Source organism: Belnapia sp. F-4-1, from assembly GCF_000802185.1.
Classification (GTDB): domain Bacteria; phylum Pseudomonadota; class Alphaproteobacteria; order Acetobacterales; family Acetobacteraceae; genus Belnapia.
Window position 1 is genome coordinate 3,037,205 of sequence record NZ_KN676113.1, and the last position, 23,369, is coordinate 3,060,573.

At 72.7% G+C, this 23,369-nt stretch carries 17 protein-coding genes, 1 tRNA gene and 1 other RNA gene; 5 read left to right on the forward strand and 14 right to left on the reverse strand.

Annotated elements, in window-relative coordinates; genetic code table 11:
- Positions 1 to 5 precede the first annotated feature (5 nt).
- From LH62_RS14260 to LH62_RS14285, 8 genes are all read right to left on the reverse strand, one after another.
- Positions 6 to 2,174, reverse strand: coding sequence for a penicillin-binding protein 2 (locus LH62_RS14260; RefSeq protein WP_052214460.1), 2,169 nt, complete (start codon positions 2,172 to 2,174; stop codon positions 6 to 8).
- Positions 2,171 to 3,217 carry a hypothetical protein gene (locus LH62_RS28420; RefSeq protein WP_052214462.1) on the reverse strand — a complete coding sequence of 349 codons (1,047 nt, stop codon included), beginning with the start codon at positions 3,215 to 3,217 and terminating at the stop codon, positions 2,171 to 2,173. Before LH62_RS28420 ends, LH62_RS14260 begins: the two co-directional genes overlap by 4 nt.
- Positions 3,214 to 4,191: a 16S rRNA (cytosine(1402)-N(4))-methyltransferase RsmH gene (rsmH, locus tag LH62_RS14270; protein WP_043365837.1), complete on the reverse strand. Its 978-nt coding sequence runs from the start codon at positions 4,189 to 4,191 to the stop codon at positions 3,214 to 3,216. Before rsmH ends, LH62_RS28420 begins: the two co-directional genes overlap by 4 nt.
- Complete coding sequence (locus LH62_RS28425) at positions 4,188 to 4,625, reverse strand: division/cell wall cluster transcriptional repressor MraZ (RefSeq protein WP_052214464.1); 438 nt, start codon at positions 4,623 to 4,625, stop codon at positions 4,188 to 4,190. The genes rsmH and LH62_RS28425 overlap by 4 nt, the downstream gene beginning before the upstream one ends.
- A gap of 402 nt (positions 4,626 to 5,027) precedes the next feature.
- An RNA gene (gene rnpB / locus LH62_RS28735) (RNase P RNA component class A) lies at positions 5,028 to 5,454 on the reverse strand.
- A gap of 35 nt (positions 5,455 to 5,489) precedes the next feature.
- Positions 5,490 to 6,185 (reverse strand): N-acetylmuramoyl-L-alanine amidase, encoded by a 696-nt coding sequence (locus LH62_RS14275; RefSeq protein ID WP_255360021.1) that lies wholly within the window; start codon positions 6,183 to 6,185, stop codon positions 5,490 to 5,492.
- On the reverse strand, positions 6,182 to 6,985 hold the full coding sequence (locus LH62_RS14280; protein WP_043362282.1) for a TerB family tellurite resistance protein: 804 nt from the start codon (positions 6,983 to 6,985) through the stop codon (positions 6,182 to 6,184). The genes LH62_RS14275 and LH62_RS14280 overlap by 4 nt, the downstream gene beginning before the upstream one ends.
- A 505-nt stretch (positions 6,986 to 7,490) precedes the next feature.
- On the reverse strand, positions 7,491 to 8,000 hold the full coding sequence (locus tag LH62_RS14285; RefSeq protein ID WP_236552551.1) for a winged helix DNA-binding protein: 510 nt from the start codon (positions 7,998 to 8,000) through the stop codon (positions 7,491 to 7,493).
- A gap of 100 nt (positions 8,001 to 8,100) precedes the next feature.
- Between LH62_RS14285 and LH62_RS14290 the strand changes: the two genes are divergently transcribed.
- The 4 genes from LH62_RS14290 (at position 8,101) to LH62_RS14305 (ending at position 16,727) form a co-directional block, all read left to right on the forward strand.
- Positions 8,101 to 11,739 carry a hydantoinase B/oxoprolinase family protein gene (locus LH62_RS14290; RefSeq protein ID WP_043362289.1) on the forward strand — a complete coding sequence of 1,213 codons (3,639 nt, stop codon included), beginning with the start codon at positions 8,101 to 8,103 and terminating at the stop codon, positions 11,737 to 11,739.
- Positions 11,739 to 14,564, forward strand: a complete 2,826-nt coding sequence (locus LH62_RS14295) for an AsmA family protein (RefSeq protein ID WP_043362292.1) — start codon at positions 11,739 to 11,741, stop codon at positions 14,562 to 14,564. Before LH62_RS14290 ends, LH62_RS14295 begins: the two co-directional genes overlap by 1 nt.
- 152 nt (positions 14,565 to 14,716) lie before the next feature.
- On the forward strand, positions 14,717 to 16,117 hold the full coding sequence (locus LH62_RS14300) for a M20/M25/M40 family metallo-hydrolase (RefSeq protein ID WP_043362294.1): 1,401 nt from the start codon (positions 14,717 to 14,719) through the stop codon (positions 16,115 to 16,117).
- 85 nt (positions 16,118 to 16,202) lie between these two features.
- Complete coding sequence (locus LH62_RS14305) at positions 16,203 to 16,727, forward strand: EF-hand domain-containing protein (RefSeq protein ID WP_043362296.1); 525 nt, start codon at positions 16,203 to 16,205, stop codon at positions 16,725 to 16,727.
- A gap of 128 nt (positions 16,728 to 16,855) precedes the next feature.
- Here the strand turns inward: LH62_RS14305 and LH62_RS14310 are convergent, their stop codons facing one another.
- A complete protein-coding gene (locus tag LH62_RS14310) occupies positions 16,856 to 17,128 on the reverse strand; it encodes a hypothetical protein (protein ID WP_144404491.1) in 273 nt (90 codons plus the stop codon).
- A 481-nt stretch (positions 17,129 to 17,609) separates the two neighbouring features.
- Here LH62_RS14310 and LH62_RS14315 point away from each other — a divergent pair, with 481 nt between their 5' ends.
- Complete coding sequence (locus LH62_RS14315; protein WP_043362301.1) at positions 17,610 to 18,572, forward strand: hypothetical protein; 963 nt, start codon at positions 17,610 to 17,612, stop codon at positions 18,570 to 18,572.
- Positions 18,573 to 18,596: 24 nt separating this feature from the next.
- Here the strand turns inward: LH62_RS14315 and LH62_RS28430 are convergent, their stop codons facing one another.
- From LH62_RS28430 to LH62_RS14340, 5 genes are all read right to left on the reverse strand, one after another.
- The gene (locus tag LH62_RS28430) at positions 18,597 to 20,954 is read right to left on the reverse strand and encodes an ATP-binding protein (RefSeq protein ID WP_052214468.1); all 2,358 of its coding nucleotides are present in this window, start codon (positions 20,952 to 20,954) and stop codon (positions 18,597 to 18,599) included.
- Positions 20,955 to 21,132: 178 nt separating this feature from the next.
- Positions 21,133 to 21,207 (reverse strand) — tRNA-Val (locus LH62_RS14325).
- A 65-nt stretch (positions 21,208 to 21,272) separates the two neighbouring features.
- Positions 21,273 to 22,241 carry a tripartite tricarboxylate transporter substrate-binding protein gene (locus LH62_RS14330; protein ID WP_043362305.1) on the reverse strand — a complete coding sequence of 323 codons (969 nt, stop codon included), beginning with the start codon at positions 22,239 to 22,241 and terminating at the stop codon, positions 21,273 to 21,275.
- On the reverse strand, positions 22,234 to 22,611 hold the full coding sequence (locus LH62_RS31155; RefSeq protein WP_043362308.1) for a hypothetical protein: 378 nt from the start codon (positions 22,609 to 22,611) through the stop codon (positions 22,234 to 22,236). Before LH62_RS31155 ends, LH62_RS14330 begins: the two co-directional genes overlap by 8 nt.
- Before the next feature lie 69 nt (positions 22,612 to 22,680).
- A complete protein-coding gene (locus LH62_RS14340) occupies positions 22,681 to 23,349 on the reverse strand; it encodes a glutathione S-transferase family protein (RefSeq protein ID WP_201445503.1) in 669 nt (222 codons plus the stop codon).
- Positions 23,350 to 23,369: the final 20 nt, after the last annotated feature.

Consider the following 23,369-nt stretch of genomic DNA (forward strand, 5'->3'; position numbering starts at 1 on the left):
GGAGATCACCGAGGCGCAAGGCCGGCCTCGCGCGGAGAGGCCGGTCCGAGCGCGAAGCGGAGCAGGCCGGAGGGCGGCTCCGCGTCGGTGCGGCGCAGCGCGGGGGCAGGGGGCACAAGGCTCGGTCCCGGCGCGACGCCGGTGGTGGGCGCCGTCGGCGGCGCCGCGGCCGGCGTCCCACGCGGCCCGGGTGAGGGTGCCCCGGCGACCGGCGGCGCGGCGCGCGGCGGCCGCCCCGGCTGCATGGGAATTGCCAGCGTCTGCTGGATCTGCGGGATGCGCTCGCCCGTCTCCGGCACCAGGCCGAGGATCGGCGCGACGCGGCGGATCACCGCCCCCGCCGCCGGCGCCGCCACCCAGCCCGCCGTCGCATAGCCATGGCTCTGCGCATTCGGCTTCGGCTCGTCGACCATCACGTAGATCGCATAGCGCGGCGCATTCAGCGGGAAGGCACCGACAAAGGCGGCGATGCGCTTGTCCTGGAGATAGCCGCCGCGCGGCCCGACCTTCTGCGCCGTGCCCGTCTTGCCGCCGACGAAGTAGCCCGGCACGTCGGCGCCCTTGCCCGAGCCATCCGTCACCACCAGCCGCATCAGCCGCCGCATCGTCTCCGAGGTCCGCTCGGAGATGACGCGCACGCCCTCGCGCTGCGTGTCCGCCGGCTGCGCCACCACCGTCGGCGGCCGCAGGATGCCGCCATTGGCCAGTGCCGCGATGCCGGTGACGACATGCAGCGGCGAGACCGAGATGCCATGGCCGAAGGCGACGGTCATGGTGTTGATGTCGCGCCAGCCATTCGCCGTGGGGGCCAGCGGCCGCGCCACTTCCGGCAGCTCGACGCCGAGCCGCTGGAGCATCCCCATCCGCCCCATGAACTCGCGGTGCCGCGCTGGCCCCACCGCGACCGCCATATGCGCCGCGCCGAGGTTGGAGGAATAGGCCATCACCTCCGGCAGGCTGAGGACGCGGTTCTTGCCCTTGTAGTCGCTGATGGTGAAGCGCCCGTAGCGGATCGGGCGGGTCGCGTCGTAGGTGCTCCAGATATTCGCGGTGCCCGCATCGAGCGCCATCGCCGCGGTCAGCAGCTTGAAGGTCGAGCCCGGCTCGTAGAGCCCGACCGTCGCCCGGTTGAAATGCGGGTCCTGGTCCTGCTTGGCCGTGCCGGCGGCGGCCATCGGCCGCGCCACCGCCTGGCGCAGCAGCGGCTGCCCCGCCCCTGCCTGCCCTGCCGCTGCCTGACCAGCCGCCTGGCCCTGCCCCTCGCGCCGTTGCAAACCGCCGGGGTCGGAGGCGTCGTAATCCGGCAGGCTGACCATCGCCAGCACCTCGCCGGTGTTGACGTCCATCACCACGCCCGCGCCGCCGATGCCGTTGTAGTCGGCGATCGCCTTCTGCACCGATTCGCGCAGCGCCACCTGCACCCGCACGTCGACCGAAAGCCTGAGCGGCCCGCGCTCCGTCCTGAGCCGCTCGTCGAAGCTGCGCTCCACGCCCGCGATGCCGCGCCCGTCGACATCCACCTGCCCGAGCACATGCGCCGCCGCGGAACCCTGCGGGTAGAAGCGCCGCTCGGCCGGGCGGAAATGGAAGCCGGCGATGCCGAGGTCGTTGATCGCCTGCTGCTGCCGCGGCGGCAGGTTGCGGGCGATATAGGCGAACTCCACCGGCCGCTCCGTGCCCGGCACCATGCGCGGGCTGATGCGCGCGATGAGCCGCTCGCGGTCGAGTCCGGGCAGCACGGTCAGCAGCCGCTCCGCCGCCTCCGCAGGGTCGTTGATCTCCTGCGGATTCGCATAAAGCTCCGTCACCTGCAGCGAGACGGCCAGCACCTCGCCGTTGCGGTCGGTGATCGCCGCACGGCCGCTGCTCGACTCGCCGGTCGGCATGCGCACCGCGGCGCGCGGCTTCGGCGTCAGCGGGTCGATCAGCGTGGCGAAGGCGAGCTTCAGCGTCACCGCGCCGAACAGCACGGCGAATCCGCCGGCGGCGATGACCAACCGCCCGCGCGTCTTCTCCATCTGCGCCCGCTTCGCCAGCTCCGGCGCCGCGATGCGCACCAGCGCACGCGCAGGCGAGGCGGCGAGGCTCGCCCCGATATTCGACCCCCTGGGCCGCCCGGCCGGCGCCTGATCCGGCGAAGGTGGCAGCCGCAGCTCGTCCTGCGGCCCGCTCACCGGCCCATCCCCCCGTTCAACGTTGCCGCCGAGGCGCTGCCGAAGGGCACCGGCGGCGGCAGCAACGGCTGTCCGCCACCGAGCCCGAGCGCCGAGCCGCCGCCAAGCGCCGGGTAGGCCGGCACCGCCGCCGCCCGCGCCGGCGCGACGGCCGGCTGCACCGGCGCCACCCGCGGCGCGGCCGCGGCCGCCACCTGCGTCACCGGGCTCGCCATCGGCGCCCGTGCCGGGGCGGCGACCGGCGGCAGCGCGGCAATCTCGGGCGGCCGCGCCGCCGGCTTCGGCGCCGGCCGCGGCAGCGTCGCCCGCGCCAGTTCGAGCTGCGCCGGCCGCACCGGCTCGGCAGCCCGCGGCGCCTCCACCGGCCGCGCCTCGGCGGGCCGCGGCAGCGTCGCCCGCGCAAGGTCGATCAGCGCCGGCCGCGGCGGCGCCGCCTCTACCGGCTTCGACACCGGCAGGGCGAGCCGCACCAGCGGCGGCGGCGCCGCCGGCTCCGGCGGCGGCAAGGGCAGCGCGGCCAGGTCGAGCTCCGGCACCGCCGGCATCATGGCCAGCAGCGGGACAGGGGCCACGACCGGCGCCGGCGCGGTCACCGATGCGGCCAGGGGCGACGCCAGCGGTACGGGCTTCGGTGCCACCACCGCCACCTGCACCGGCTCCGCCACGCGCGGCAGCAGGGCAAGCGCCGTGTTCCCCGCCGGCAGCGCCGGCTCGCGCGGCGCGAAGAGCGCGACCGGCCCGTCATAGGCCGCAACCGCCGGCAGCCGCCGCTCCGCCTCGCTGGCGCGGACGAATTGCGCCGGCTGCATCGCCTCCAGCTCCGGCAGGTGCCGCTGCGCCACGGCGCGCAGCCGCTCCGGCTCGTTCAGCCAGGCCCACTCCGCCTGCAGGGTCTGCGTCCGCGCCTCCGCCTCCTCGACCTTGCGGGCGATCGAGCGCAGCTCCCGGTCCATCACCGCGGCTTCGTGCTTGGTGCTGTAGACATGCATCCCGGCGCCAAGGAAGGCGACAAGGCAAAGCGAGGTGAAGGGGCGGAAGATCATGCGGCATCCCGGGCGGCGGGGTGGTCGAGGGGCAGGCGTTCGATCGCGCGCAGCCGGGCGGACCGGGCGCGAGGGTTGGCATCGGTTTCGGCCGCGCCGGGGCGCAGCGCCCGCGGCGTCAGCAGGCGGAACCCGGCCGGCGCGGCGCGGCCGGCGAGCGAAGCCGGATCATGCCGCGAGGCCCCGGCGCGGCGCCCGGCGGCATCTGCCATGAAGCGCTTCACCAGCCGGTCCTCGAGCGAGTGGAAAGCGACAACGACGAGCCGCCCGCCCGGCGCCAGCAGCGCCGCCGCGGCGGCGAGCCCGCGCTCGACCTCGCCCAACTCGTCGTTCACCGCGAGGCGCAGCGCCTGGAAGCTCCGCGTCGCGCCGTCGATGCCGGACGGGTCGCGGGGGATGCAGCCGCGCACCAGGGCGGCGAGCCGCGCCGTGGTGTCGATCGGCGCCTCGCGCCGCGCCGCGACGATGACGCGCGCGATGCGCCGCGAATACCGCTCCTCGCCCAATTGATAGAGCATGTCGGCCAGCTCCGACTCGTCCAGCGTGTTGACGAGGTCCGCGGCGGACTTCCCCTGCTTCGACATCCGCATGTCAAGCGGCCCGTCGCCGCGGAAGGAGAAGCCGCGCGCGCCGTCGTCGAGCTGGAAGGAGGAGACACCGAGATCGAGCACCACGCCGTCGAGTCGCGCGACGTCGCGCGCGGCGAGCAGCGCCAGCATCTCGCCGAACCGTCCCTCGACGAGATGCAGCCGCCCTGCATGCCGCGCCGCCAGCGCCGCGCCGCGCGCGATCGCCTCCGGGTCGCGGTCGATGGCGAAGAGCGTGCAGCGCGCCGCATCGAGGATGGCGCCGGCATAGCCGCCGCCGCCGAAGGTGCCGTCGCAATAGGTGGCGCCGTCGCGCGGCGCGAGCTGCTCCAGCACCTCGGCCAGCATCACAGGGACATGCCCGCCAAGGGGGCTCGCGCCGCTCATACGTCGCCCCCCTCGTCCTCGGCATCGAGCCGCGCTTCTTCCTCGGCGAAGGCCGCGGCGTTCCAGATCTCGAAATAGGCGCCGCGCCCGCTGAACTGCAGCTCGCCCTCGAAGCCCGCATGCTCGGCGAGCTCCTTCGGCATCACCACGCGGCCATCCGGATCGAGGGTCAGGGTATGGATCTTGCCGACCAGCTTGCGCATCACCGACTGGTATTCCGCGGAGAGCTTGCTGAGCCCTTCGACGCGGGCATCCACTTCGGCCATGTAATCCGCCTTGGGCCAAACTTCGATGCAGCGCTTGTGGCGCGAACGGCGCAGGATGATCTCCAGGGCACCCGGGCCGGCGATCTGGCTGCGGAAGAGGGAAGGCACCGAAATGCGCCCCTTCTTCGCGTCGTACCCCCCGCCTACGGTGCCTATGAACTCGGACATCGCCCAGCGACCGCCCCCCAGTGACCGCCTGTTGACTTGCCCTTCGGGAGGATGCGCTCAGGGACGCTTGCGGCCCCTGGGGTTAGCGGGCCGGCGGGGCCCCCCGACCCCGCCGGCTCGCCCGACCATCCCGCTTTGGATCCCTCGCCCCCCCGAGCTTTGGACCCATCGTCGGGATGACTTGGGATAGCACGGGATTTCGTGGGACCACAAGCACGAATACCGTTTCGACGCACTAAATGCGCCCGACAAATTGCCCGATTCCTAAGGCCTTAGCGGCCGGCATCGCTACCGCATGAGAAATCATCTGCGATCGAAAGCAATATGTTATACTTACCCGGTTTGTTCCTTCCCCGCATCGGACTGCTGTGGGCGGTTCCGTGGATGAAGCTGTGGGGAAAATGCGCCAGGTGGCCTGTAAGCCGGGTTCTGTCCGCCCCCGGAAAACCGGGGACGAGGCGACCATTCCTCTGGGACGCACCTCGCGGTGCGCCTCACGCGGCCAACCCGGGCGACGGGGCGGGAATGCCCCTGCGCCAGGCGGGCCGAAACCCACCCGCGCCGGTCGCCCCTATTCGGCCTTGCTCCCGATGGGGTTTGCCCTGCCGCCCCCGTTGCCGGGGGCGCGGTGCGCTCTTGCCGCACCGTTTCACCCTTGCCGGGCGGCCTCGCGGCGGCCCGGCGGTCTCTTCTCTGTGGCACTTTCCCTGAAGGCCGTCCCTTGCGGTTCGACCCCCGCCGGCCGTTGGCCGGCATCGTATTCCCGTGGAGCCCGGACTTTCCTCCAGCGGGGCCTCGCAGCCCCGCCAGCGGCCGCCCGGCCACCTGACGCGGCGGCGTCATGCGCCCCCGGTCAGCCCCGCGTCAACCGGCTTCCGGCGGCACCGGCGGAATCATCGCGGCGACGGCCGCCAGGCGCGCCAGGCAGCCGGCATCGGCGAGGCCATCCACCCGCTCCGGCCGCCAACGCCGCTGGAAGGCGGTGAGCAGCACCGGCATCGGCAGGTCGCCCCGGTAGCCGATGGCCGCCAGCAACACCTCCGGCCCCGCCTCCGCTGGCCCCGCCTCCGCCGCAGGCCAGAGGCCGACTCCATTTGCCGCCAGCCCCTCCCAGTCGAAGAGCTCGCCGGGGTCCTGCTTCCGGTCCGGTGCCACGTCGCTGTGCCCCACCACGTCCCAGGGCGCCACCGGATGCCGCGCGATGATCTCCAGGCACAGGTCGCAGACGGCCGCCATCTGCAGGGCAGGGAAGGGGCGATAGCCGAATTCGTGCCCCGGATTGACGATCTCGATGCCAACGCTGCGGTCGTTCAGCCCCCGCCGCCCGCGCCAGTGCGAGATGCCGGCATGCCAGGCCCGCCGCTCCTCCGCCACCAGCCGGAAGACCGCCCCATCCTCCTCGACGACGTAGTGTGAGGAAACCTTCGCCGCCGGGTCCCGCAGCCGCTCGATCGCCGCCCGGCCGCTCCGCATCCCCGTATAGTGGAGCATGAGGATATCAACCGGCACGCCCGCCGGCCGGTCGTCCTGGTTCGGACTCGGCGCGTCGATGATCCTCAGAGCTTCCGCTCCCGCTTCACGCGGTCCCAGGCGGCGTTGATCTCGGCCACCTTCTCCGTCGCCCGCTTGACGAACTCCGCCGGCACCCCGCGCGAGGCCAGGCTGTCGGGATGGTTCTCCCGCATCAGCCGCCGCCAGGCCTGGCGCACGGCATCGTCCGGCGCATCCCGCGCCACGCCGAGGATGGTATAGGGGTCCGGCCCGCTCGCCGCCGCCGAATCGCCCGCGGCGCGGGAGCTGCGCCCGTCCCGCGCCCGCTCCCAGGCCGCCGCATCCAGGCCGAACCCGCGTTGCGTTCCCTGGAGGAAGGCCAGCTCCGCCTTGGTCAGCGGGCCGTCCGCCCGGGCGATCTGGAACAGCGCGCCGAGCACGTCCTCCAGCATCCCCTTGTTGTCGGCAAAGCTTTCCCCGAGCTTCTCGGCGAAGGGCTCCGGCGGGTCGGCGCTGTCCCGCGCCTGGTCGAACAGGGCCGCCACCTCGCGCAGGTTCTCGGGCGGGATGCGGAACATCCGCTTGAAGGCGTCGATCTCCTCGCGCTTCACCGGCCCGTCGCATTTGGCGAGCTTGGCCGCCAGCACGACGACGGTGATGGCGAAGAGCTGCTCCTTGCTGCCCATCAGCGCGGCCGCGTCGGCCGCCTGCCGCACCGCGGAGCGCCCGAACAAGGCACCGAAGGGGTTGCCCGGCGCCCGCCCGCCCTGGTCCGCCGCATGGCCGAGCGCCGCCCCGACCACGGCGCCGAGCGGCCCGCCGGTCATGAAGCCCGTCACCCCGCCGATGATCTTGCCCCAGAGGGTCAAGCGCCGCACCCCATTGCTCTCGCCCCAGCCTTTGCCAGACCAGCCTTACCATGCCGGAGACGGACGGGGAGAGGCCCCGCTCGCCCGCTAGATGGGTTGCCCCTGCCGGGCGCGAAAGGTTGGCGTCCGCCCCAGGCTTCGGCCCGGGATGGCGGCCACCCGAGTCGTCGCCAGCCGATGCCGCCCCCGCCGCCATGGCTGGCTTCGAACCGAACCGAATACCGACAGCAGCAGACAGCCTCCGCGATGTGAGTGTCGGAGTTTTTCATGGCGAGAACTAGACGAATGGCAATCAATATTGGGCCGGGCCGACTCGAAGACTGTCGACGCGGCGCGGCTTGATACCCATCATGCTCGCGATATCGAGAGTTTCACTAGGCATCGGACGGGTGATTGCGCCAATTCCGGTTTTCCAGGCGTCGCCCGTCGCCTTTTGGGCGAAATCGGCGAACTGAAGGCGCGCAAGTAGACCCCGGCCTAAGGGCGGGAGGCCAAGCCGCCCGCGCTACAGCGTCGCCGCCGCCCGCGAGGCCTGGTCGTAGAAGCCCGACAGGGCGCGCAGCAGCCCCGCCAGCTCCGAAAGCGCCGCCGCCGGCGGCCCGCTGTCGCGCACCGCTCCGGCCAGCAGCCTTTCCCTGACCTCGGCATAGTGCGCGCAGAAGGCTGCCCCCGCCGGCGTCGCCGAGACCAGCTTCTCCTTGCCCTGCCGGCTCGTCGCCACCAACCCCGCCGCATCGAGCTTGCGGATGGCATAGGTGGCGATATGCGCATCCTCGATGCCAAGCGCGAGCAGGATCTCCGCCTGCCGCTTCGCTCGCCCGCGATGGTGCACCGTGTGCAGGATCAGCACCTCGACCGGCGACAGCCCCGCCGCCCCCGCCGCCGCGGCGCACAGCACCATCCAGCGCTGGAAGGCATGCCCGGCGAGGATCAGCCCGTACTCGACCTCGGACAGGCCAGGCGAGGCGCCGGCGGCCAGGTGTGCGGAGGAGACGACGGGGCGGGGCTCGGCCATGCGTGAGACATTGACAAAATATCGATAAATCGTCAACGAGGCGGCGGCGGCCTTGCGCGTCGGGCGAGGGGGCGCCATCACGGCGCGAACGGAGGCGATCATGGACGCAGGCTGGCAGTTCTGGATCGATCGCGGCGGCACCTTCACCGACATCGTCGCCCGCGACCCCGCCGGCCGCCTGACCACGGCGAAGCTGCTTTCCGAGAATCCCGGCCGATACCGCGACGCGGCCGTCGCCGGCATCCGCCAGATCCTGGCGCGGGAGGTGGGCCTTGCCGCCGATGCCGCCATGCCGCCGGGGATGATCGAGGCGGTGAAGATGGGCACGACGGTCGCCACCAACGCCCTGCTGGAACGCAAGGGCGAGCGCGTCCTGCTGCTGGTCAACCGCGGCTTCGCAGACATGCTGCGCATCGGCAACCAGGCCCGCCCCCGCCTCTTCGACCTCGCAGTGAAACTCCCCGACCTGCTGCACGAGCGGGTCGCCGAGATCGGCGGCCGCATCGCAGTCTCGGGCGAGGAACTGGAACCGCTCGACGAGGCCGCCGCCCGCCTCGCCCTCGAAGCTGCCTATGCCGAGGGCATCCGCGCCGTCGCCGTCGTGCTGATGCATGCCTGGGCGCATCCCGCCCACGAGCTTCGCCTCGGCGAGATCGCGCGCGAAACCGGCTTCTCCCAGGTCTCGCTCAGCCACCAGGCCAGCCCGTTGCCCCGCATCGTCCCCCGCGGCGACACCACCGTGGTCGATGCCTACCTTTCCCCCATCCTCCGCCGCTACGTGGAACAGGTTTCCGGCGAACTCCCCGGCGTCCGCCTCTACTTCATGCAGTCGAATGGCGGCCTCACCGAGGCCGGGCATTTCCAGGGCAAGGACGCGATCCTCTCAGGCCCCGCCGGCGGCATCGTCGGCGCCGCGCGCACCGCCGGCATGGCGGGCCTCGACCGCATCATCGGCTTCGACATGGGCGGCACCTCCACCGATGTCGCACTTTATGCCGGCGAGTTCGAGCGCGCCTTCGAGACGCTGGTCGCCGGCGTGCGGATGCGCGCGCCGATGATGGCGATCAACACGGTGGCGGCCGGCGGCGGCTCCGTCCTCGCCTTCGACGGCGCCCGCTACCGCGTCGGTCCCGAGAGCGCCGGCGCCGTGCCCGGCCCCGCCTGCTACCGCCGCGGCGGCCCGCTCACCGTGACCGATGCCAATGTGATGGTCGGCAAGATCCAGCCGCGCCACTTCCCGCCGATCTTCGGCCCCGATGCCGACCAGCCCCTCGACGCCGATGTGGTGCGGGAGAAGTTCACCGCGCTGGCCGCCGAGATCGCCGCCGCCACCGGCGAGGCGCCCGAGCCCCGCGCGGTCGCGGAAGGCTTCCTCCGCGTCGCCGTCGCCAACATGGCGAACGCGATCAAGCAGGTTTCCATCCAGAAGGGCCACGACGTCACCCGCCACGCCCTGCAATGCTTCGGCGGGGCCGGCGGCCAGCATGCCTGCCTCGTCGCCGACGAGCTTGGGATGGAAACCGTCTTCATCCACCCCTTCGCTGGCGTGCTCTCCGCCTATGGCATGGGCCTCGCCGACCAGACGGTGATCCGCGAGGCCGCCGTCGAAGCCCCGCTCTCGCCGGACTCGATGACGGGCCTCGCCGAAACCCTCGACCGCCTCGCAGGGGAAGGCCGCGCCGAACTCCTCCGTCAGGGCGCCGAGGCCGGCCGCATCGCCGCCGCCCGCCGCCTGCATTTGCGCTACGCCGGCACCGACAGCTTCCTTCCCATCCCCTTCGGCGAGCACGCCGCGCTGGTCGAAGCCTTCACCGCCGCCCATCGAGTCCGCTTCGGCTTTGCCACGCCCGAGCGCCAGATCGTCGTCGAGGCCTGCATCGCCGAGGTGACGGCCGCCGGCGAATCGGTCGAGGAGGCGAAGCTTCCGACCCGCCCGCCGGGTGACGCCACCCCGCTCCTCGACACCGTTCCCCTCTTCGCCGCCGGCGCCGAGCACGCCGCCCCCGTCTACGACCGCGAAGCCCTCCTTGCCGGCGACCGCTTGCCCGGCCCGGCGCTGATCCGCGAGGCCAATGCCACGACAGTGGTCGAGCCCGGCTGGACCGCCGAGGTGACGCCCCTCAACCACCTCATCCTCCGCCGCACCACCCCGCGCGAGGCGACGCATACCGAGGCGACCGGCCGCCCCGACCCGGTGATGCTGGAGCTGTTCAACAACCTCTTCATGTCCATCGCCGAGCAGACCGGCGCCGTCCTGCAGAACACCTCGCTCAGCGTGAACATCAAGGAGCGGCTGGACTTCTCCTGCGCCATCTTCGACGCGACCGGCGGGCTGGTGGCGAACGCCCCCCACGTCCCTGTCCATCTCGGTGCCATGGGCGAAAGCGTCCGCACCGTCATCCGCCAGCGCGGCAGGACGCTCCGCCCCGGCGACGTGGTGGCGCTGAACAACCCCTATAACGGCGGCACCCACCTGCCGGACGTCACCGTCATCACCCCCGTCTTCGACGATGCGGGCAAGGAGATCCTCTTCTTCCTCGGCAGCCGTGGCCACCACGCCGACATCGGCGGCCTCACCCCCGGCTCCACCCCGCCGCTCTCCCGCACGCTGGAGGAAGAGGGCGTCGTCATCGACGACTTCCTCCTAGTGGAGCAGGGCCGCTTCCGCGAGGCCGAATTCCGCGCCCTGCTCACCTCGGCGAAATACCCGGCGCGCAGCCCCGACGTGAACGTCGCCGACATCAAGGCCCAGGTCGCCGCCAACGAGAAGGGCGTGCAGGAACTCCGCCGCGCCGTCCGCGAGCAGGGCCTGGACACCGTCCGCGCCTATATGCGCCACGTCATGGACAATGCGGAGGAGAGCGTCCGCCGCGTCCTGGCGAGGCTCCAGGACGGCGAGTTCCGCACCACCACCGATGATGGCACTCCCCTCGTCGTCGCCGTCCGCGTCGACCGCGAGCGGCGCCGCGCCGTGATCGACTTCACCGGCACCGGCCCGCAGCGCCCGTCGAATTTCAACGCCCCCGCCGCCGTCTGCCGTGCCGTGGTACTCTATTGCTTCCGCGCCCTGGTCGGCGAGGAGATCCCGCTGAACGACGGCTGCCTCAAGCCTCTGGAGATCGTCGTCCCCGCCGGCACCTTCCTCTCGCCGCTGCCCCATGGTGAAGGAGGAGGCGCCGCCGTCGTCGCCGGCAATACGGAGGTCAGCCAGATGACCTGCAACGCCCTGCTCGCGGCGCTGGGCGCCTGCGCCTCCGCCCAGGCCACCATGAACAACGTGATTTTCGGTGACGATCTCTATCAGTATTATGAAACGGTCTGCGGCGGCGTCGGTGCCGGCCCTGGATTCGACGGCTGGGGCCCGGTGCAGACCCATATGACCAACACCCGCATGACCGACCCGGAGATCCTGGAACTCCGCTACCCCGTGCGGCTGGAGGAGTTCGCCATCCGCCGCGGCTCCGGCGGTGCGGGCCAGTGGCGCGGCGGCGATGGTGCCCGGCGGCGCATCCGCTTCCTCCGCCCGATGCAGGCCATCGTCGTCGCCTCCCGCCGCAACGTCGCGCCGCACGGGATGATGGGCGGCGCCGACGGCTTCCCCGGCCGGCAATGGGTCGAGCGCGCCGATGGCCGCATCGAGCCCATCCCCGGCAACAGCGGCAGCGCCGACCTCGCCATCGGCGACGCGTTGGTGGTGGAGACGCCGGGCGGCGGCGGCTGGGGTCCGCCCGCCGCCTGATGCGCCGCCTCGCGGCCATCCTGCTGCCGCTGCTGGCGCTGCTCGGCGCCGCGCTCTGGATCGGCCCCCGCCTGCTGGACTGGGAGCCCTACCGCGCGCGCCTCGCCGAGATCGCCAGCACCCGGCTCGGCCGCCCGGTGACGCTCGGCGGCCGCATTACCCTGACGCTGCTGCCCCAGCCCCGCGTCGAGGCCGCCGCCGTCGCCATCGGCTCCAACGATGACGGGCTGACCATCACGGCGCGCGCCATGCGCCTCCGCCTCGATCTCGGCGCCCTCCTCGCCGGCCATCTGGAGCCGCGCGAGATCGCGCTCGTCGGCGGCGAGATCGCCATGCCCTGGCCACCCACGGCCCTGCCGGGCCTGCGCCCGCCGACCTGGCTCTCCGCCCTCGATGCGCGCCTCGAGGATTGCCGCCTGAAGCTCGGCGGCCTGCAGTTCGAGGCGCTGAACGCCCGGCTCCGGACCGGCGCCGCCGCGGAGGCGCTGAGCGCGGAAGGCACACTCGCCTGGCGCGGCTATGCCATCCGCTTCGCCGGCCAGCTCGGCCGCGCCGGCTTCGACGGCGTCGCCCCGCTCGACCTCTCGCTCGCCCTGGCCGGCTCGACGCTCGTCGCCCGTGGGGTTCTCGCCCCGGACGGTTTCGACGGACGGATGGATGCCGCCGGCCCCGACCTTTCCCTACTGCTGCCGGCCCCGCCCGGCGCCTTCCGCGCTACTGGCCGCCTCACCGTCGCCGCCGACCTCTTCGCCGCCGACGACCTTTCGATCGACCTCGCCGGCCAGCCCGCCCGCGGCGCCGCCACCCTCCGACTCGCGCCCGAATCCCGTCTCGACGTCGCCCTCGCCGCCGGCCGGCTCGACCTCGATGCCTGGTTTGCCGCCCTCCGCCAGACCCGCGGCAGTGCCCGCGCTTTGCCCATTCCGGTCAGCATCGACCTCTCGGCCGAGGCGACGGGCTTCGGCGGCATCCCGCTGCGGCGGCTGCGCGGCGGCTTCTTCCTCGAAGGCGACCGCCTTACCCTTTCCGACGTTTCTGCCCTGCTACCCGGCGAGATGGAGCTGGACGTCGCCGGCGCCACCGCCGGCCCGCGCATGGAACTCGCCCTCCGCTTCTCCGGACGGGCGCTGCGCGAGACGCTGACCGCCCTCGGCCTGCCGCTCGCCGGCACCGACCCGGCCCGCCTCCATTCCGCCGAAGGCCGCCTCCGCCTTGCCCTGGAGAACGGGCAGGCCACCCTCTCCGACATCACGGCGACCGTGGACGAGACCCGCGTCACCGGCGCCGGCTCGCTCCGCCTCGGCGGCGCCCGGCCCCAGGTCGGACTCGGCCTCACCCTCGACCGGCTCGACCTCGGCGGCCTGTTCCCCGGGGCCGGCCATCTCGGCGGCATCGACCTCAATCTCCGCCTCGCCGCCGACCGCCTGACCCTCGACCAATTCGCCGCCGAGCGCGCCACCCTCGACGCCACCATCGAGGACGGCAGGCTCGCCCTCCGCCGCCTTGCCTTCCGCCTCGGCGATCTGGACCTCGCCGCTTCCGGCGCCGCCCAGCTGACGCCTGCCCCACGCGCCTCCGAGGTGACGCTGGAAGCGAGCGGCCCCAACGCCACCGTCCTGGCGCCGCTGCTGCCGCCCGGCTGGGCGCCGCTGCTCGCCCAGCCCATCGGGCTGCGCCTCTCCGGCGGCGGCGCGCCCGAGGCGGTGGCGCTCAGGGCCGAGGGCGATGTCGGCAGCCTTCGCATCGAGGCCGCGGCGACGCTCGATACCCGCATCCGCCGTGGCGCCGGCACGCTGACCCTGCGCCATCCCGGTGCCCCGCGCCTCCTTGCCCCGCTGCTCGGCCTGGATGTGGCAGACTGGCTGGGGGAGGGGTCCTTCTCGCTGATCGCGAGCCTCGCCGGCCAGCTCGGCGCCACACCCACGCTCACCGCCGACCGCCTGGACCTCGTCGCCGGCACGCTCCGCCTGCGCAGCCAGCTCGCCCTGGCCCTGGCCAGGCCGCGCCCCCGCCTCACCGGCCGCCTCGCCGCCGAACGCCTGCCCCTGCCGACGCCCGCGCTGCGCGGCGCCGCGCCCCTCGGCTTCGACCGCCTCGGCCTGCTCGACGCTGACCTCGCGGTGGAGGCCGGCCGGCTCGAACCCCTCGGCTGGACCCCGCTGGAAGCCTTCTCCGGCGCGCTGAAGCTGGAGTCCGGCACCCTCCGCCTCGACGGCGTGCAGGCGCGGCTCGCCGGCGGCACGCTCCGGGGCAGCCTGTTGGCGGAGGGCCTGGCGGGCCCGCCCCGCCTCGCCCTCGAGGCCAGGATCGAGGGCGCCACGATCGGCGAGCCGCTCTTCGGCCTCCCCCTCGACATCGGCGCCGGCCGGATGACGGCCGAGGCCGCCTTGCATGCCACCGGCCACAGCGCCGCGGCGCTGACCGCGACGCTCGGCGGCAACCTTGCGCTCGCCATGCAGGACGGCGTGCTGGTCGGCGCGGACCTCGCCGCGCTGCAAGCCAGCCTGGCCTCGCCAGTCCCCGACCAGGGGGCTCTCCGCGCTGCCCTCGCCGGCGGCGCCACCGCCTTCGAGCGGTTGGACGCCAAGGCCGCCCTCACCGAGGGGCGCATCACCCTCGCCGGCGCCAGCCTCGCCACCGAAGGCGGCGGCGCCGCCACGGCAAGCGGGGCGATCGACCTCGCCCGCAGCGCCCTCGACCTCCGCCTCGCCACCCGCCCCGTCGCCGAGGCACCCGAGATCGCGCTCCGCCTCACCGGCCCGCTGACGGAGCCCCGCCGCCTGCCGGACCTGGCGCCCTTCCTCCTCTGGCAAGCACGTCGCTAGGCGCTTCGGCGATTTAGGCGAGAAATTCGGCATGTTTCAGGATCGGCACGGCGGCTGCCATGTTGTCAGCCCGACGGAGGAATCTGTCCGAAGCCTGCATACTCAGCCACACTGCGCCCCGACCCTGCCCCGATCCTTGCCGAGGACCTGCCATGCCTTCTCGTGACGGCGCCCTGACCCGCGCGGCCCGCTTCTTCGACGAGGGCGGCTTCCGGTCTCTGCTGGCCCGGCTGGTGGAGTACCCCTCCACCTCGCAGGAACCCGGCGCCGAAGCGGCTCTTGAGACCTATCTCGCCGAGGCCATCCGCCCCTGGCTGGAGCGCATGGGTTTCGCCGCCACCATCCATCCGAACCCGCTCCCCGGCTTCGGCCCCATCCTCACCGCCGAGCGGATCGAGGACCCCTCGCGCCCGACAATCCTCCTCTACGGCCATGGCGACACCGTCCGCGGCCTGGAGGACCAGTGGCGCCCGGGCCTTGCCCCCTGGGGCCTGACCGAAGAGGGAGACCGCTGGTACGGCCGCGGCACCGCCGACAACAAGGGGCAGCACGCCCTCAACCTGGCCGCGCTGGAGGCGGTGCTCGCCGAACGCGGCGGCCGCCTCGGCTTCAACGTGAAGCTGGTGCTGGAGATGGCCGAGGAGCGCGGCAGCAAGGGCCTGCGCGAATTCGTCGCGGCGCATGCCGAGGCGCTGGCCGCCGATGCGCTGATCGCTTCCGACGGCCCGCGCGTCGATCCCCTCGTGCCGACCATCGCCACCGGCACCCGCGGCACCTACCACTTCGATCTCGTCGTCAGGCTGCGCGAGGGCGGCGTGCATTCCGGCCATTGGGGCGGGCTGACCACCGACCCGGCGATCATCCTGGCCCATGCGCTCTCCACCGTCATGGACCGCAACGGCAAGATCCTGGTGCGCGACTGGCTGCCCCGCAACGGCGTCCCCGCCACGGTGCGCGGCGTGCTGGCGGGCTGCCCGGTCGGCGGCGGGGAGGGGGCGGCGACCATCGACGAGGGCTGGGGCGAGCCCGACCTGACGCCCGCCGAGAAGATCTATGGCTGGAACAGCCTGATCGTCCTCTCGATGCTCAGCGGCCGGCCGGAGAACCCGGTCAACGCCGTCGCCCCCGACGCCCGCGCCCATTGCCAGATCCGCTACACCGTGGATTCGGATACCGCCGGCTTCGAGGCCGCGCTGCGCTACCATCTCGACGCCCATGGCCTGCAGCAGGTGCGGATCGAGAATGCCGGCATCCGCATGGCCGCCAGCCGCACCGCGCCCGACCACCCCTGGGTCCGCTGGGCGCAGTCGAGCATGGAACGCAGCCTCGGCAAGGCGGTGCAGATCATCCCCAACAGCTCGGGCGGCCTGCCGGGCGATGTCTTCGTTGATCATCTCGGCGTGCCGCTGGTCTGGGTGCCGCACAGCTACAACGGCTGCAAGCAGCACGGGCCGGACGAGCACCTGCTGATCGCCCCGGCGCGCGAGGGCCTGCTCGCCTTCGCCGGAATGTGGTGGGATCTGGGCGAAGATGGCACGCCCGGCCGCAAATGATACCTTTCCTCACCGCGGCCGTCATGCGCGGGTTACAGGGCGCGGCGAAGCTCCTGCGGGCCACATACGGCTTGAAGGAGCACCCATGAGGACGATCCGTTCGGCACTGCTGGGGACCGCGCTGGCCGCCGTCGCCCTGCCGGCCCTCGCCCAGCCCGCGCCCCAGTCCCCGGGCGGGCCCCGCGGCCCCGCCGGCATGTTCGCCCGCATTGACGCCAATGGCGACGGCCGCATCACGCAGGACGAAGGCTGGTCCTTCCTCCAGGCCCGCTTCGCCGAGGCCGACCGCAACAAGGACGGGGCCCTGGCGCTGGAGGAGGCGACCTCCGCCCGGCTGATGCCGCCGCCCACCGCCGCAGGCGCACCGCCGCCCCCGCCGCGCGAGATGGGCCCGATGCAGGCCCGCATGGTGGCGATGATGTTCCGCGCCGCGGACGCCAACCGCGACGGCCGGGTGGCGCTCGACGAGGTCCGCCCGCTGGCCGAGGCCCGCTTCCGCGCCATGGATGCCAATGGCGACAACGGCATCACCATGGACGAGCTGCCGCTCCGCCCGCGCCACCACCGCGGCCCGCATGGAGACAGGCCCGAGGCGCCGCCGCCCCGCTGAGGGCGGCGACCGGTGCCCTTCGGCGCCGTTGCCGCGGAAGGCTATGCCAAGCCTCAAGCCCAGGCCCCGGGCATTGCGCGACAAACCGGAGACTCCGCAAGGCCGCGAGGCGGCCTTGCGGGGAAGCCCTAGACCCGCGGCATTCCCCGCACCGGCCCCTGTCCCTTGTCGGCACCCTCCGCCGACAGCTCCATCCAGGCCTCCACCATCAGTCCGCCGATGACGAAGATGCCCCAGAGCGGCAGGCTCAGCCCGACGGCAAGCAGGGCGGAGGAAGGCCAGGGCGCATCCGGCGGCAGGCCGAACAGCCCGAGCAGCGAGGCCGGCATCAGCTGCATCAGCACATGCACCGGAAAGGCCAGCAACCGGACGAAGATCAGCGCCAACTCCTGCAGGCTCATCACCCCATCAGCATTGAGGTCCCAGCCTTCGCGCACGACGGTATAAAGGGCGCCCAATATCGCGCATATGTTGAGAAACGCGCACCGCCAGTGCATCAATGCGCTGTGTCGTGTTCCTGCCCTCATGGCGTAGACCATGGCGACGATCGTCGGCGCCCGGCAAGAGGTGTTTTTCCGGAAGAACGGGGTATATTCATCAATCGATCGATACCGGCATGGAGTGAGCCGGGAAGGACAAGCCGCAACGCCTTGAATGCTTGACCAGCGGCCCTTTTGCCGACATGCCTCCCGCCCTGGGGCGCGGGCTTGCTACACGCTTTGGCGAAGAGGGTTTATTCGCCTTCCGTGCCACCGTCTCCGCCCCTAGACACTTGGCGCGGGCCGCCTTCGTGGCAGCCCTGCCCATGCCTGAGAGGTTGCTGTGCGCCCAGATGGACCGGCCGAAGGCGCTGCCTTGCCCGCGACGGATGGCTCCGCGGTGATGCAGCCCAAGCTGCTCGATTTCCAGCCCGCCTTCGAGGCCGCGCTGCCGCCCGACTGGGTGCTGATCGGCCGTTGCCGCGCCGGCGAGGCGAGGGGTGCCGCCTCCGGGACGGTCGGCGGCGGCTGCTTCGTCCTCGCCCATGCCGAGATCGGCGTCGCCCTGGTCGACCTGCTGCCCATGCGCACCCCACAGGCCGAGGCGCATCTTCGCCGCCTGCTGAACGCCGTCGACTTCTCCGCCCAATGCCGCGGCTACCTGCCGGTCATCCAATGCGAGGTCACGCCGGAGGAACTCGGCAGCCTGCATGCGCGGATCGAGGATGCCTTCGCCTACGACCAGGTGCTGACCATCGCCGATCGCGGCCGTTGGGTCGGCGTGCTGCGCCGCATCCTGCAGGCCAGCGTGACCTGGGAGGCGCTGGACGGACTGCTGCCGGAGCCCGCCCCGGGCCCCCGTGTCTGGCGCCCCCGCATGCTGCCGCCCGCGGCGCGGGTGCTGCGCGCCGGGATGGTCGGCTGCGGTGTGCTCGGCATCTTCGGCCTCGGCTTCGTCACCGCGCTGCTGATGCCGCAGGAGCCGGTTGCCGCATTGCCCAGCCCGGGCACCGGCTTCGGCGTCGTCGCCGAGGCCGTCCGCGCGCCGGAGGAGCCCGCCCCCCGGGAAGTCGCCACTCCGACGCTACCTGAGCCCCGCGCGGTCGCACTGGCCGAGCCTCGCCCGGTGATACTGGCCGAGCCCCGCCCGGTCGCGCTGGTCGAGCCTGTGCCGCCGCCGCCGCCCGGGGCGTTGCCGCCCGAGACGCCGCCCGTGGCCGTCGCCGCGACGGCGCGCCACCCCGTCCGCGTGCCGCTGCCGATCGATCGGCGGTGCAGCGACGCCGTCTTCCGCTTCCAGCAGGGCGCCAGCCTCACCGCGCAGGAGATGGCCCATGTCCGCCAGGGCTGCGCCTCGCTGCGATAGCGTCCGGCGCGGGCGGCCGGCCCCTCACCCCACCCTGGCCGGCAGCCGCGTCCCGGAAAGCAGCGCCGCCATCTGGTCGAGCAGCCGCGCCCCGGAGACCGGCTTCCGCATCAGTGCGAAGGGCCCGCCGACCACCGCGCCCACCGCCAGGTTGGCCGCGTCCCCGGCATAGCCCGTCACCAGGATCGCTGGGAGGCCGGGATGGCGCTCCTGCGCCTCCTTGATCAGGCTGACGCCGTCGATCCCCGGCATCGCCAGGTCGGTGACGAGCAGCTGGAAGGACTCGCCCCGCGACAGCTGGCCGAGTGCCAGCGCCCCATCCGCCGCCTCCACCACCTCATAGCCCGCATCGGCCAGTTCGCCGGCCAGCAGCCGGCGCACCAGCGGCTCGTCATCCACCAGCAGCACCCGCGGCCGGTGCCCAGCCTGGACGGGGGAGGGACCCCCGGCCGCGCCAGCCATCTCCACCCGCTCCACCACCGTCTCCGCCCGTGTCACCGGCAGCCAGAGCGAGACGCGCGTGCCCCGCCCCGCCTCGCTCTCGATCGCCAGCGCCCCGCGCGAGCCCTGGGCGAAGCTGTTCGCCATGGCGAGACCGAGCCCGGTGCCCTGGCCGAGCGGCTTGGTGGTGAAGAAGGGCTCGGTGGCATGGGCGAGCGTCGCCTGGTCCATCCCCTCGCCGGTATCCTCCACCAGCAGATGGACGTAGTCGCCCGCTGCCAGCCCGTTGGCGCCGCTTTCCGGCCCGATGGCGGCAGCCGCGGCCCGCAGCGTCAGCGTGCCGCCATCCGGCATGGCGTCCCGCGCATTGGTGGCAAGGTTGAGCAGAACCGTCTCGAACTGGCTGCGGTCGGCCAGCACCGGGGGCAGGCCCGGTGCCGCCTCCGCCACCACGCGGATGCGCCCGCCGAGCGTCGCCGCCAGCACGTCCCGCAGATCGGCCAGCAGTTGCCCGAGATCGAGCGGCACGGCCCGCAGCTCCTCCCGCCGGGAGAAGGCGAGCAGCCGCCGCGTCACCGCCTCGCCACGACGCGCCGCCTCCTCCACCATGTCGGTGAGGCGGCGGATGGCGGCCGGGTCCTCCGCCCGCCGGCGGATCAGGCTGGTGCCGCCGAGCACCGCCTGGAGCACGTTGTTGAAGTCATGCGCGATGCCGCCCGCCAGCTGGCCCACCGCCTGGACCTTCTGCGCCTGGAGCAGCGCCGCCTCGGCCTGGCGCCGCTCCTCGATCTCGGTGCTGAGCCGGTCGTTGGTCCGCATCAGCTCCCGCGTCCGCTCCTCGACCCGCGCTTCCAGCGCATCGGCATGGTGCCGCAGCTCCTCCTCGCGCCGCTGGAGCTGCGCCGCCATGGCATTCCAGGCCGCGGCGATCTTGCCGAATTCGGAGCGCCGGTCGCGCTCCGGCGCCCGCGCCGCCAGCTCGCCCTGGCCCCAGCGATGCGCCACGGCAAGCAAGGCCCGCGTCGGCGCCTCGATGAAGCGCCGCGCCACCAGCCGCGTCATCAGGAAGACGACGAGCGCCACGGACGCTACCATCAAGGCGCTTTGCAGCAGGCTCCGCTCGACATCCGCCATCAGCTCCGCCTCGGCGAAGCCGACCACGGCGGCGAGGTTGTGGCTCGCCGCCGTCGGCGGCACGAAGCCGACCAGCCGGTTGGTGCCGTCGATGCTGCGGATGCGCAGCGTGCCCGGCCGCGTTTCCCCCAGCAAGGCCAGCGCGGCGGGCGGGAAGCGGGCGCCGACGAACTCCTCGTGCCGCTGGTCGCGCGCCAGGATCACGCCATTCGCATCGGCGATGGTGAGCACGCCATTCGTCAGCAGCGCGGCGCTGCTCCGCTTCAGCCCGGAAAGGTTGCGGGCCAGCCAGTCGAGGTCGAGGGCGGCGACCAGCACCGTCGGATGGGCATCACCCGGCCCGGCGGCCGGCAGGAAGAAGGGCAGCACGCCGCCCGGCACCTGCGGCAGGCGGGTGAAGTGCCCGGCGGTGAAGGTGCGGGCCGCCCGCGCCTCCTCCGCCCAGGCCGGCGGCTCCGCCAGGCCGAGCAGGGCCGGGTCCGAGGCGCAGCGGACGCGCCCTGTCTCGTCGACCAGCGCGATGAAGGCATAGCCGAAGGCGTACTGGCGGAGGGCCGAGAGCCGTGCATTGCAGTCCGCCCCGAAGATGCGCACCTGCCGGTACTCCGCCGCGGCGCCGAGCAGGATGCGCGCCCCCTCGGCGATGCCGGAGATGGTGCCGCCCAGCAGCTCCGCCTGCCGGATGGCGACGGTGTCGAGCTGCGCCTTGCGCTGCGACCATTGCGACCAGCTGAACGCCCCCTGGAGGGCGACGATCGGCAGCAGGCAGATGGCGATGACCAGGAGGATGCGGGTGGACAGCGTCATGCCGGCGCCGCCGCCATGACGTCAGGCCGCATCGGATGCGGCAACGGCACCCGTGCGATGGACATTCCCCTCTCTCCCGTCAGGCTGGCAAGACGTTCAAGGATACCGCGGTTATTATGCCGGCGCATCAGCGCCGTGAACCGATCTGAAATGAAAGGGGGGCTGCCAGGGCGGGCGATGGTGGGTGCGACAGGGATTGAACCTGTGACCCTTGCCGTGTGAAGGCAATGCTCTACCGCTGAGCTACGCACCCGGACCGCTTGGGAGGCGGTTGATAGGGGCATCGCCCGCCGCTGGCAAGAGCTTATGCGGCGGGACTCACTCGGCTCTGATGCCGGCCTCTGCCACCACCGCCGCGTAGCGCGCCACCTCGGCCGCGACGAAGCGCCGGGACTCCGCCATGTCGGCGCCGATCAGGCTGAAGCCAAGCTCCCCTGCCTTCCGCGCCACCGCCGGGTCGGTCAGCGCCCGGCGGATCGCCGCCGCGATCGCTTCTGCCAGCGGCTCCGCAACCCCGGCCGGCGCCTGGATCGCCGTCCAGCTGGTGATGCGCAGTGCCGGCAGCCCCGCCTCGGCGGTGGTCGGCACATCCGGCAGCAGCGGGTGCCGCGCCGCATCCGTCACGGCCAGCGCCCGCAGCCGCCCCGCCTGCACCTGCGCGATGACCTCCGGCAGGTTGCCCACGATCATGTCGAGATTGCCGGCGACGAGGTCCGTCACCGCCGGCGCCCCGCCGCGATAGGGGACGTGCTCCAGCCGCTCCGCCGCCGCCGCCGCGCGGCGGAACATCTCGAGCCCCAGATGCGGCGGCGAGCCGGTGCCGGAGGAGCCGCCGTTCAGCCGCCGCCCCCGCGCCGCCGCCGCCAGCTCGCCGAGCGTCCGCCACGGGCTCTCCGCCCGCACGACGACCACCAGCGGCAGCGCGCCGAGCAAGGTCAGCGTCTTCAGGTCGCGCGTGAAGTCATACGGCGCCTGCGGGAAGAGCGAGGCATTCACCGCATGGGTGAGGGTGATGGCGAGCAGCGTATGCCCGTCCGGCGCTGCCTTCGCCACCGCATCGGCGCCGATCATCGCATTGCCGCCTGCGCGGTTCTCGACCAGCACCGGCTTGCCCCAGTCCTCCGCCAGCCGCTGCGCGACCAGCCGGGAGATGAGGTCGGTCTGCCCCGCCGGAGTGAAGGGCACGACGAGCCGCACCGGATGATCCGGGAAGCTCCCCGGCTGCGCCTGTGCCGCGAGCGGGGCGAGGGCAGCGAGCAACGCCGCGCGGCGCGAGAGATCAGGCACGTCGCACTCCTCGGAAGATGGCGAAGCCCGTCGGCGTCCGCCGATGCACGCAGCGCGGCCTGCGCTGCCTGGTTGGACCATGGGGCAGGTCACCGAAGGCCTGGCGCTGGATCCCAGCGCTGCTGCGCCGCTGCCCCTCCGGCACCTGCGGCTGCATGCGGGGCTGCGCATCCATCCCGTGGAGCATGCCGAAGACCATCAGCCCGTGGTTGCGCGCGACGGAAGCCGAGGACCAGATCGGGTCGACCGCGGCGAGATCGGATTGCGGCACGGATTTCAGCACGCGATGGGCATCGGTCGGGTTCCGCTCCGGTGGGATGCGCAGCAGGCCGCAGCCTAGCCGGACCGGAAGCTGACCCGATCCGATCACGCCTGTCAAAGAAAAACTTTTATTTTTAGTTATATGTAAAATTTTAACTAATTTGATTGGTGGAAATGGTCAGGCCAGCCCGTTCCTGACATGCGTCCGGTAAGGCGCACGCTCCGAAAGCCGCCCGTAATAGGCGTCGAGCGCCGGCATCGCCGGCCGCTCGATGTCCTTCATCGCAAACCACCGATGCACCAGGAAGCCCGCCGGGATGTCCGCCAGCGTGAAAGCCTCCCCAACCAGGTAGGGGCCGCCCGCCTCCAGCGCCGCCGCGACCCGCCGCATCCCCTGCGCATATTCCATCCGCCCGCGCTCCACCGCCCAGGGTGCGCTCCAGGGCGCCAGCCCCAACTCGCCCCCGAGATAGGCCCCCTTCATCGCCAGCGTCATGTCGTAGGCGACCCAGTCCATCCAATGCTCGACCCGGGCGCGAGCGGCGGGCGCCTCCGGCAGCAGATGCGTGGCGCCCTCCCGCGCCGCGAGGTAGCGCAGGATCACATGCGACTCCCGCAGCACCACCTCGCCGTCCACAAGCACGGGCACCGTGCCGAGCGGATTGAGCACGAGGAAGGCCGGGTCCTCCGTCGCGCGGTGCCCGCGCCCCCATTCCTCCTGCTCGAAGCCGAGGCCCAACTCCCCCAGCAGCCACAGCACCTTCCGCACGTTGTAGGCGTTGGACCTGCCCAGCAGTTTCAGCATGGCGAGCCGCCCCCATCCGGCCTTGCGTCGAGGCTTGGCCATTCGCACCTCCACCGCAACAG

Excerpts from the sequence above, each read along its gene's own strand:
- LH62_RS28420 (WP_052214462.1), bottom strand. The coding sequence starts at position 3,217 with ATGATCTTCCGCCCCTTCACCTCGCTTTGCCTTGTCGCCTTCCTTGGC.
- LH62_RS28425 (WP_052214464.1), bottom strand. The coding sequence starts at position 4,625 with ATGTCCGAGTTCATAGGCACCGTAGGCGGGGGGTACGACGCGAAGAAG.
- LH62_RS14290 (WP_043362289.1), top strand. The coding sequence starts at position 8,101 with ATGGACGCAGGCTGGCAGTTCTGGATCGATCGCGGCGGCACCTTCACC.
- rsmH (WP_043365837.1), bottom strand. The coding sequence starts at position 4,191 with ATGAGCGGCGCGAGCCCCCTTGGCGGGCATGTCCCTGTGATGCTGGCC.
- LH62_RS14300 (WP_043362294.1), top strand. The coding sequence starts at position 14,717 with ATGCCTTCTCGTGACGGCGCCCTGACCCGCGCGGCCCGCTTCTTCGAC.
- LH62_RS14305 (WP_043362296.1), top strand. The coding sequence starts at position 16,203 with ATGAGGACGATCCGTTCGGCACTGCTGGGGACCGCGCTGGCCGCCGTC.
- LH62_RS14285 (WP_236552551.1), bottom strand. The coding sequence starts at position 8,000 with ATGGCCGAGCCCCGCCCCGTCGTCTCCTCCGCACACCTGGCCGCCGGC.
- LH62_RS14310 (WP_144404491.1), bottom strand. The coding sequence starts at position 17,128 with ATGAGCCTGCAGGAGTTGGCGCTGATCTTCGTCCGGTTGCTGGCCTTT.
- LH62_RS28430 (WP_052214468.1), bottom strand. The coding sequence starts at position 20,954 with ATGACGCTGTCCACCCGCATCCTCCTGGTCATCGCCATCTGCCTGCTG.
- LH62_RS14315 (WP_043362301.1), top strand. The coding sequence starts at position 17,610 with ATGCAGCCCAAGCTGCTCGATTTCCAGCCCGCCTTCGAGGCCGCGCTG.
- LH62_RS14295 (WP_043362292.1), top strand. The coding sequence starts at position 11,739 with ATGCGCCGCCTCGCGGCCATCCTGCTGCCGCTGCTGGCGCTGCTCGGC.
- LH62_RS14340 (WP_201445503.1), bottom strand. The coding sequence starts at position 23,349 with ATGGCCAAGCCTCGACGCAAGGCCGGATGGGGGCGGCTCGCCATGCTG.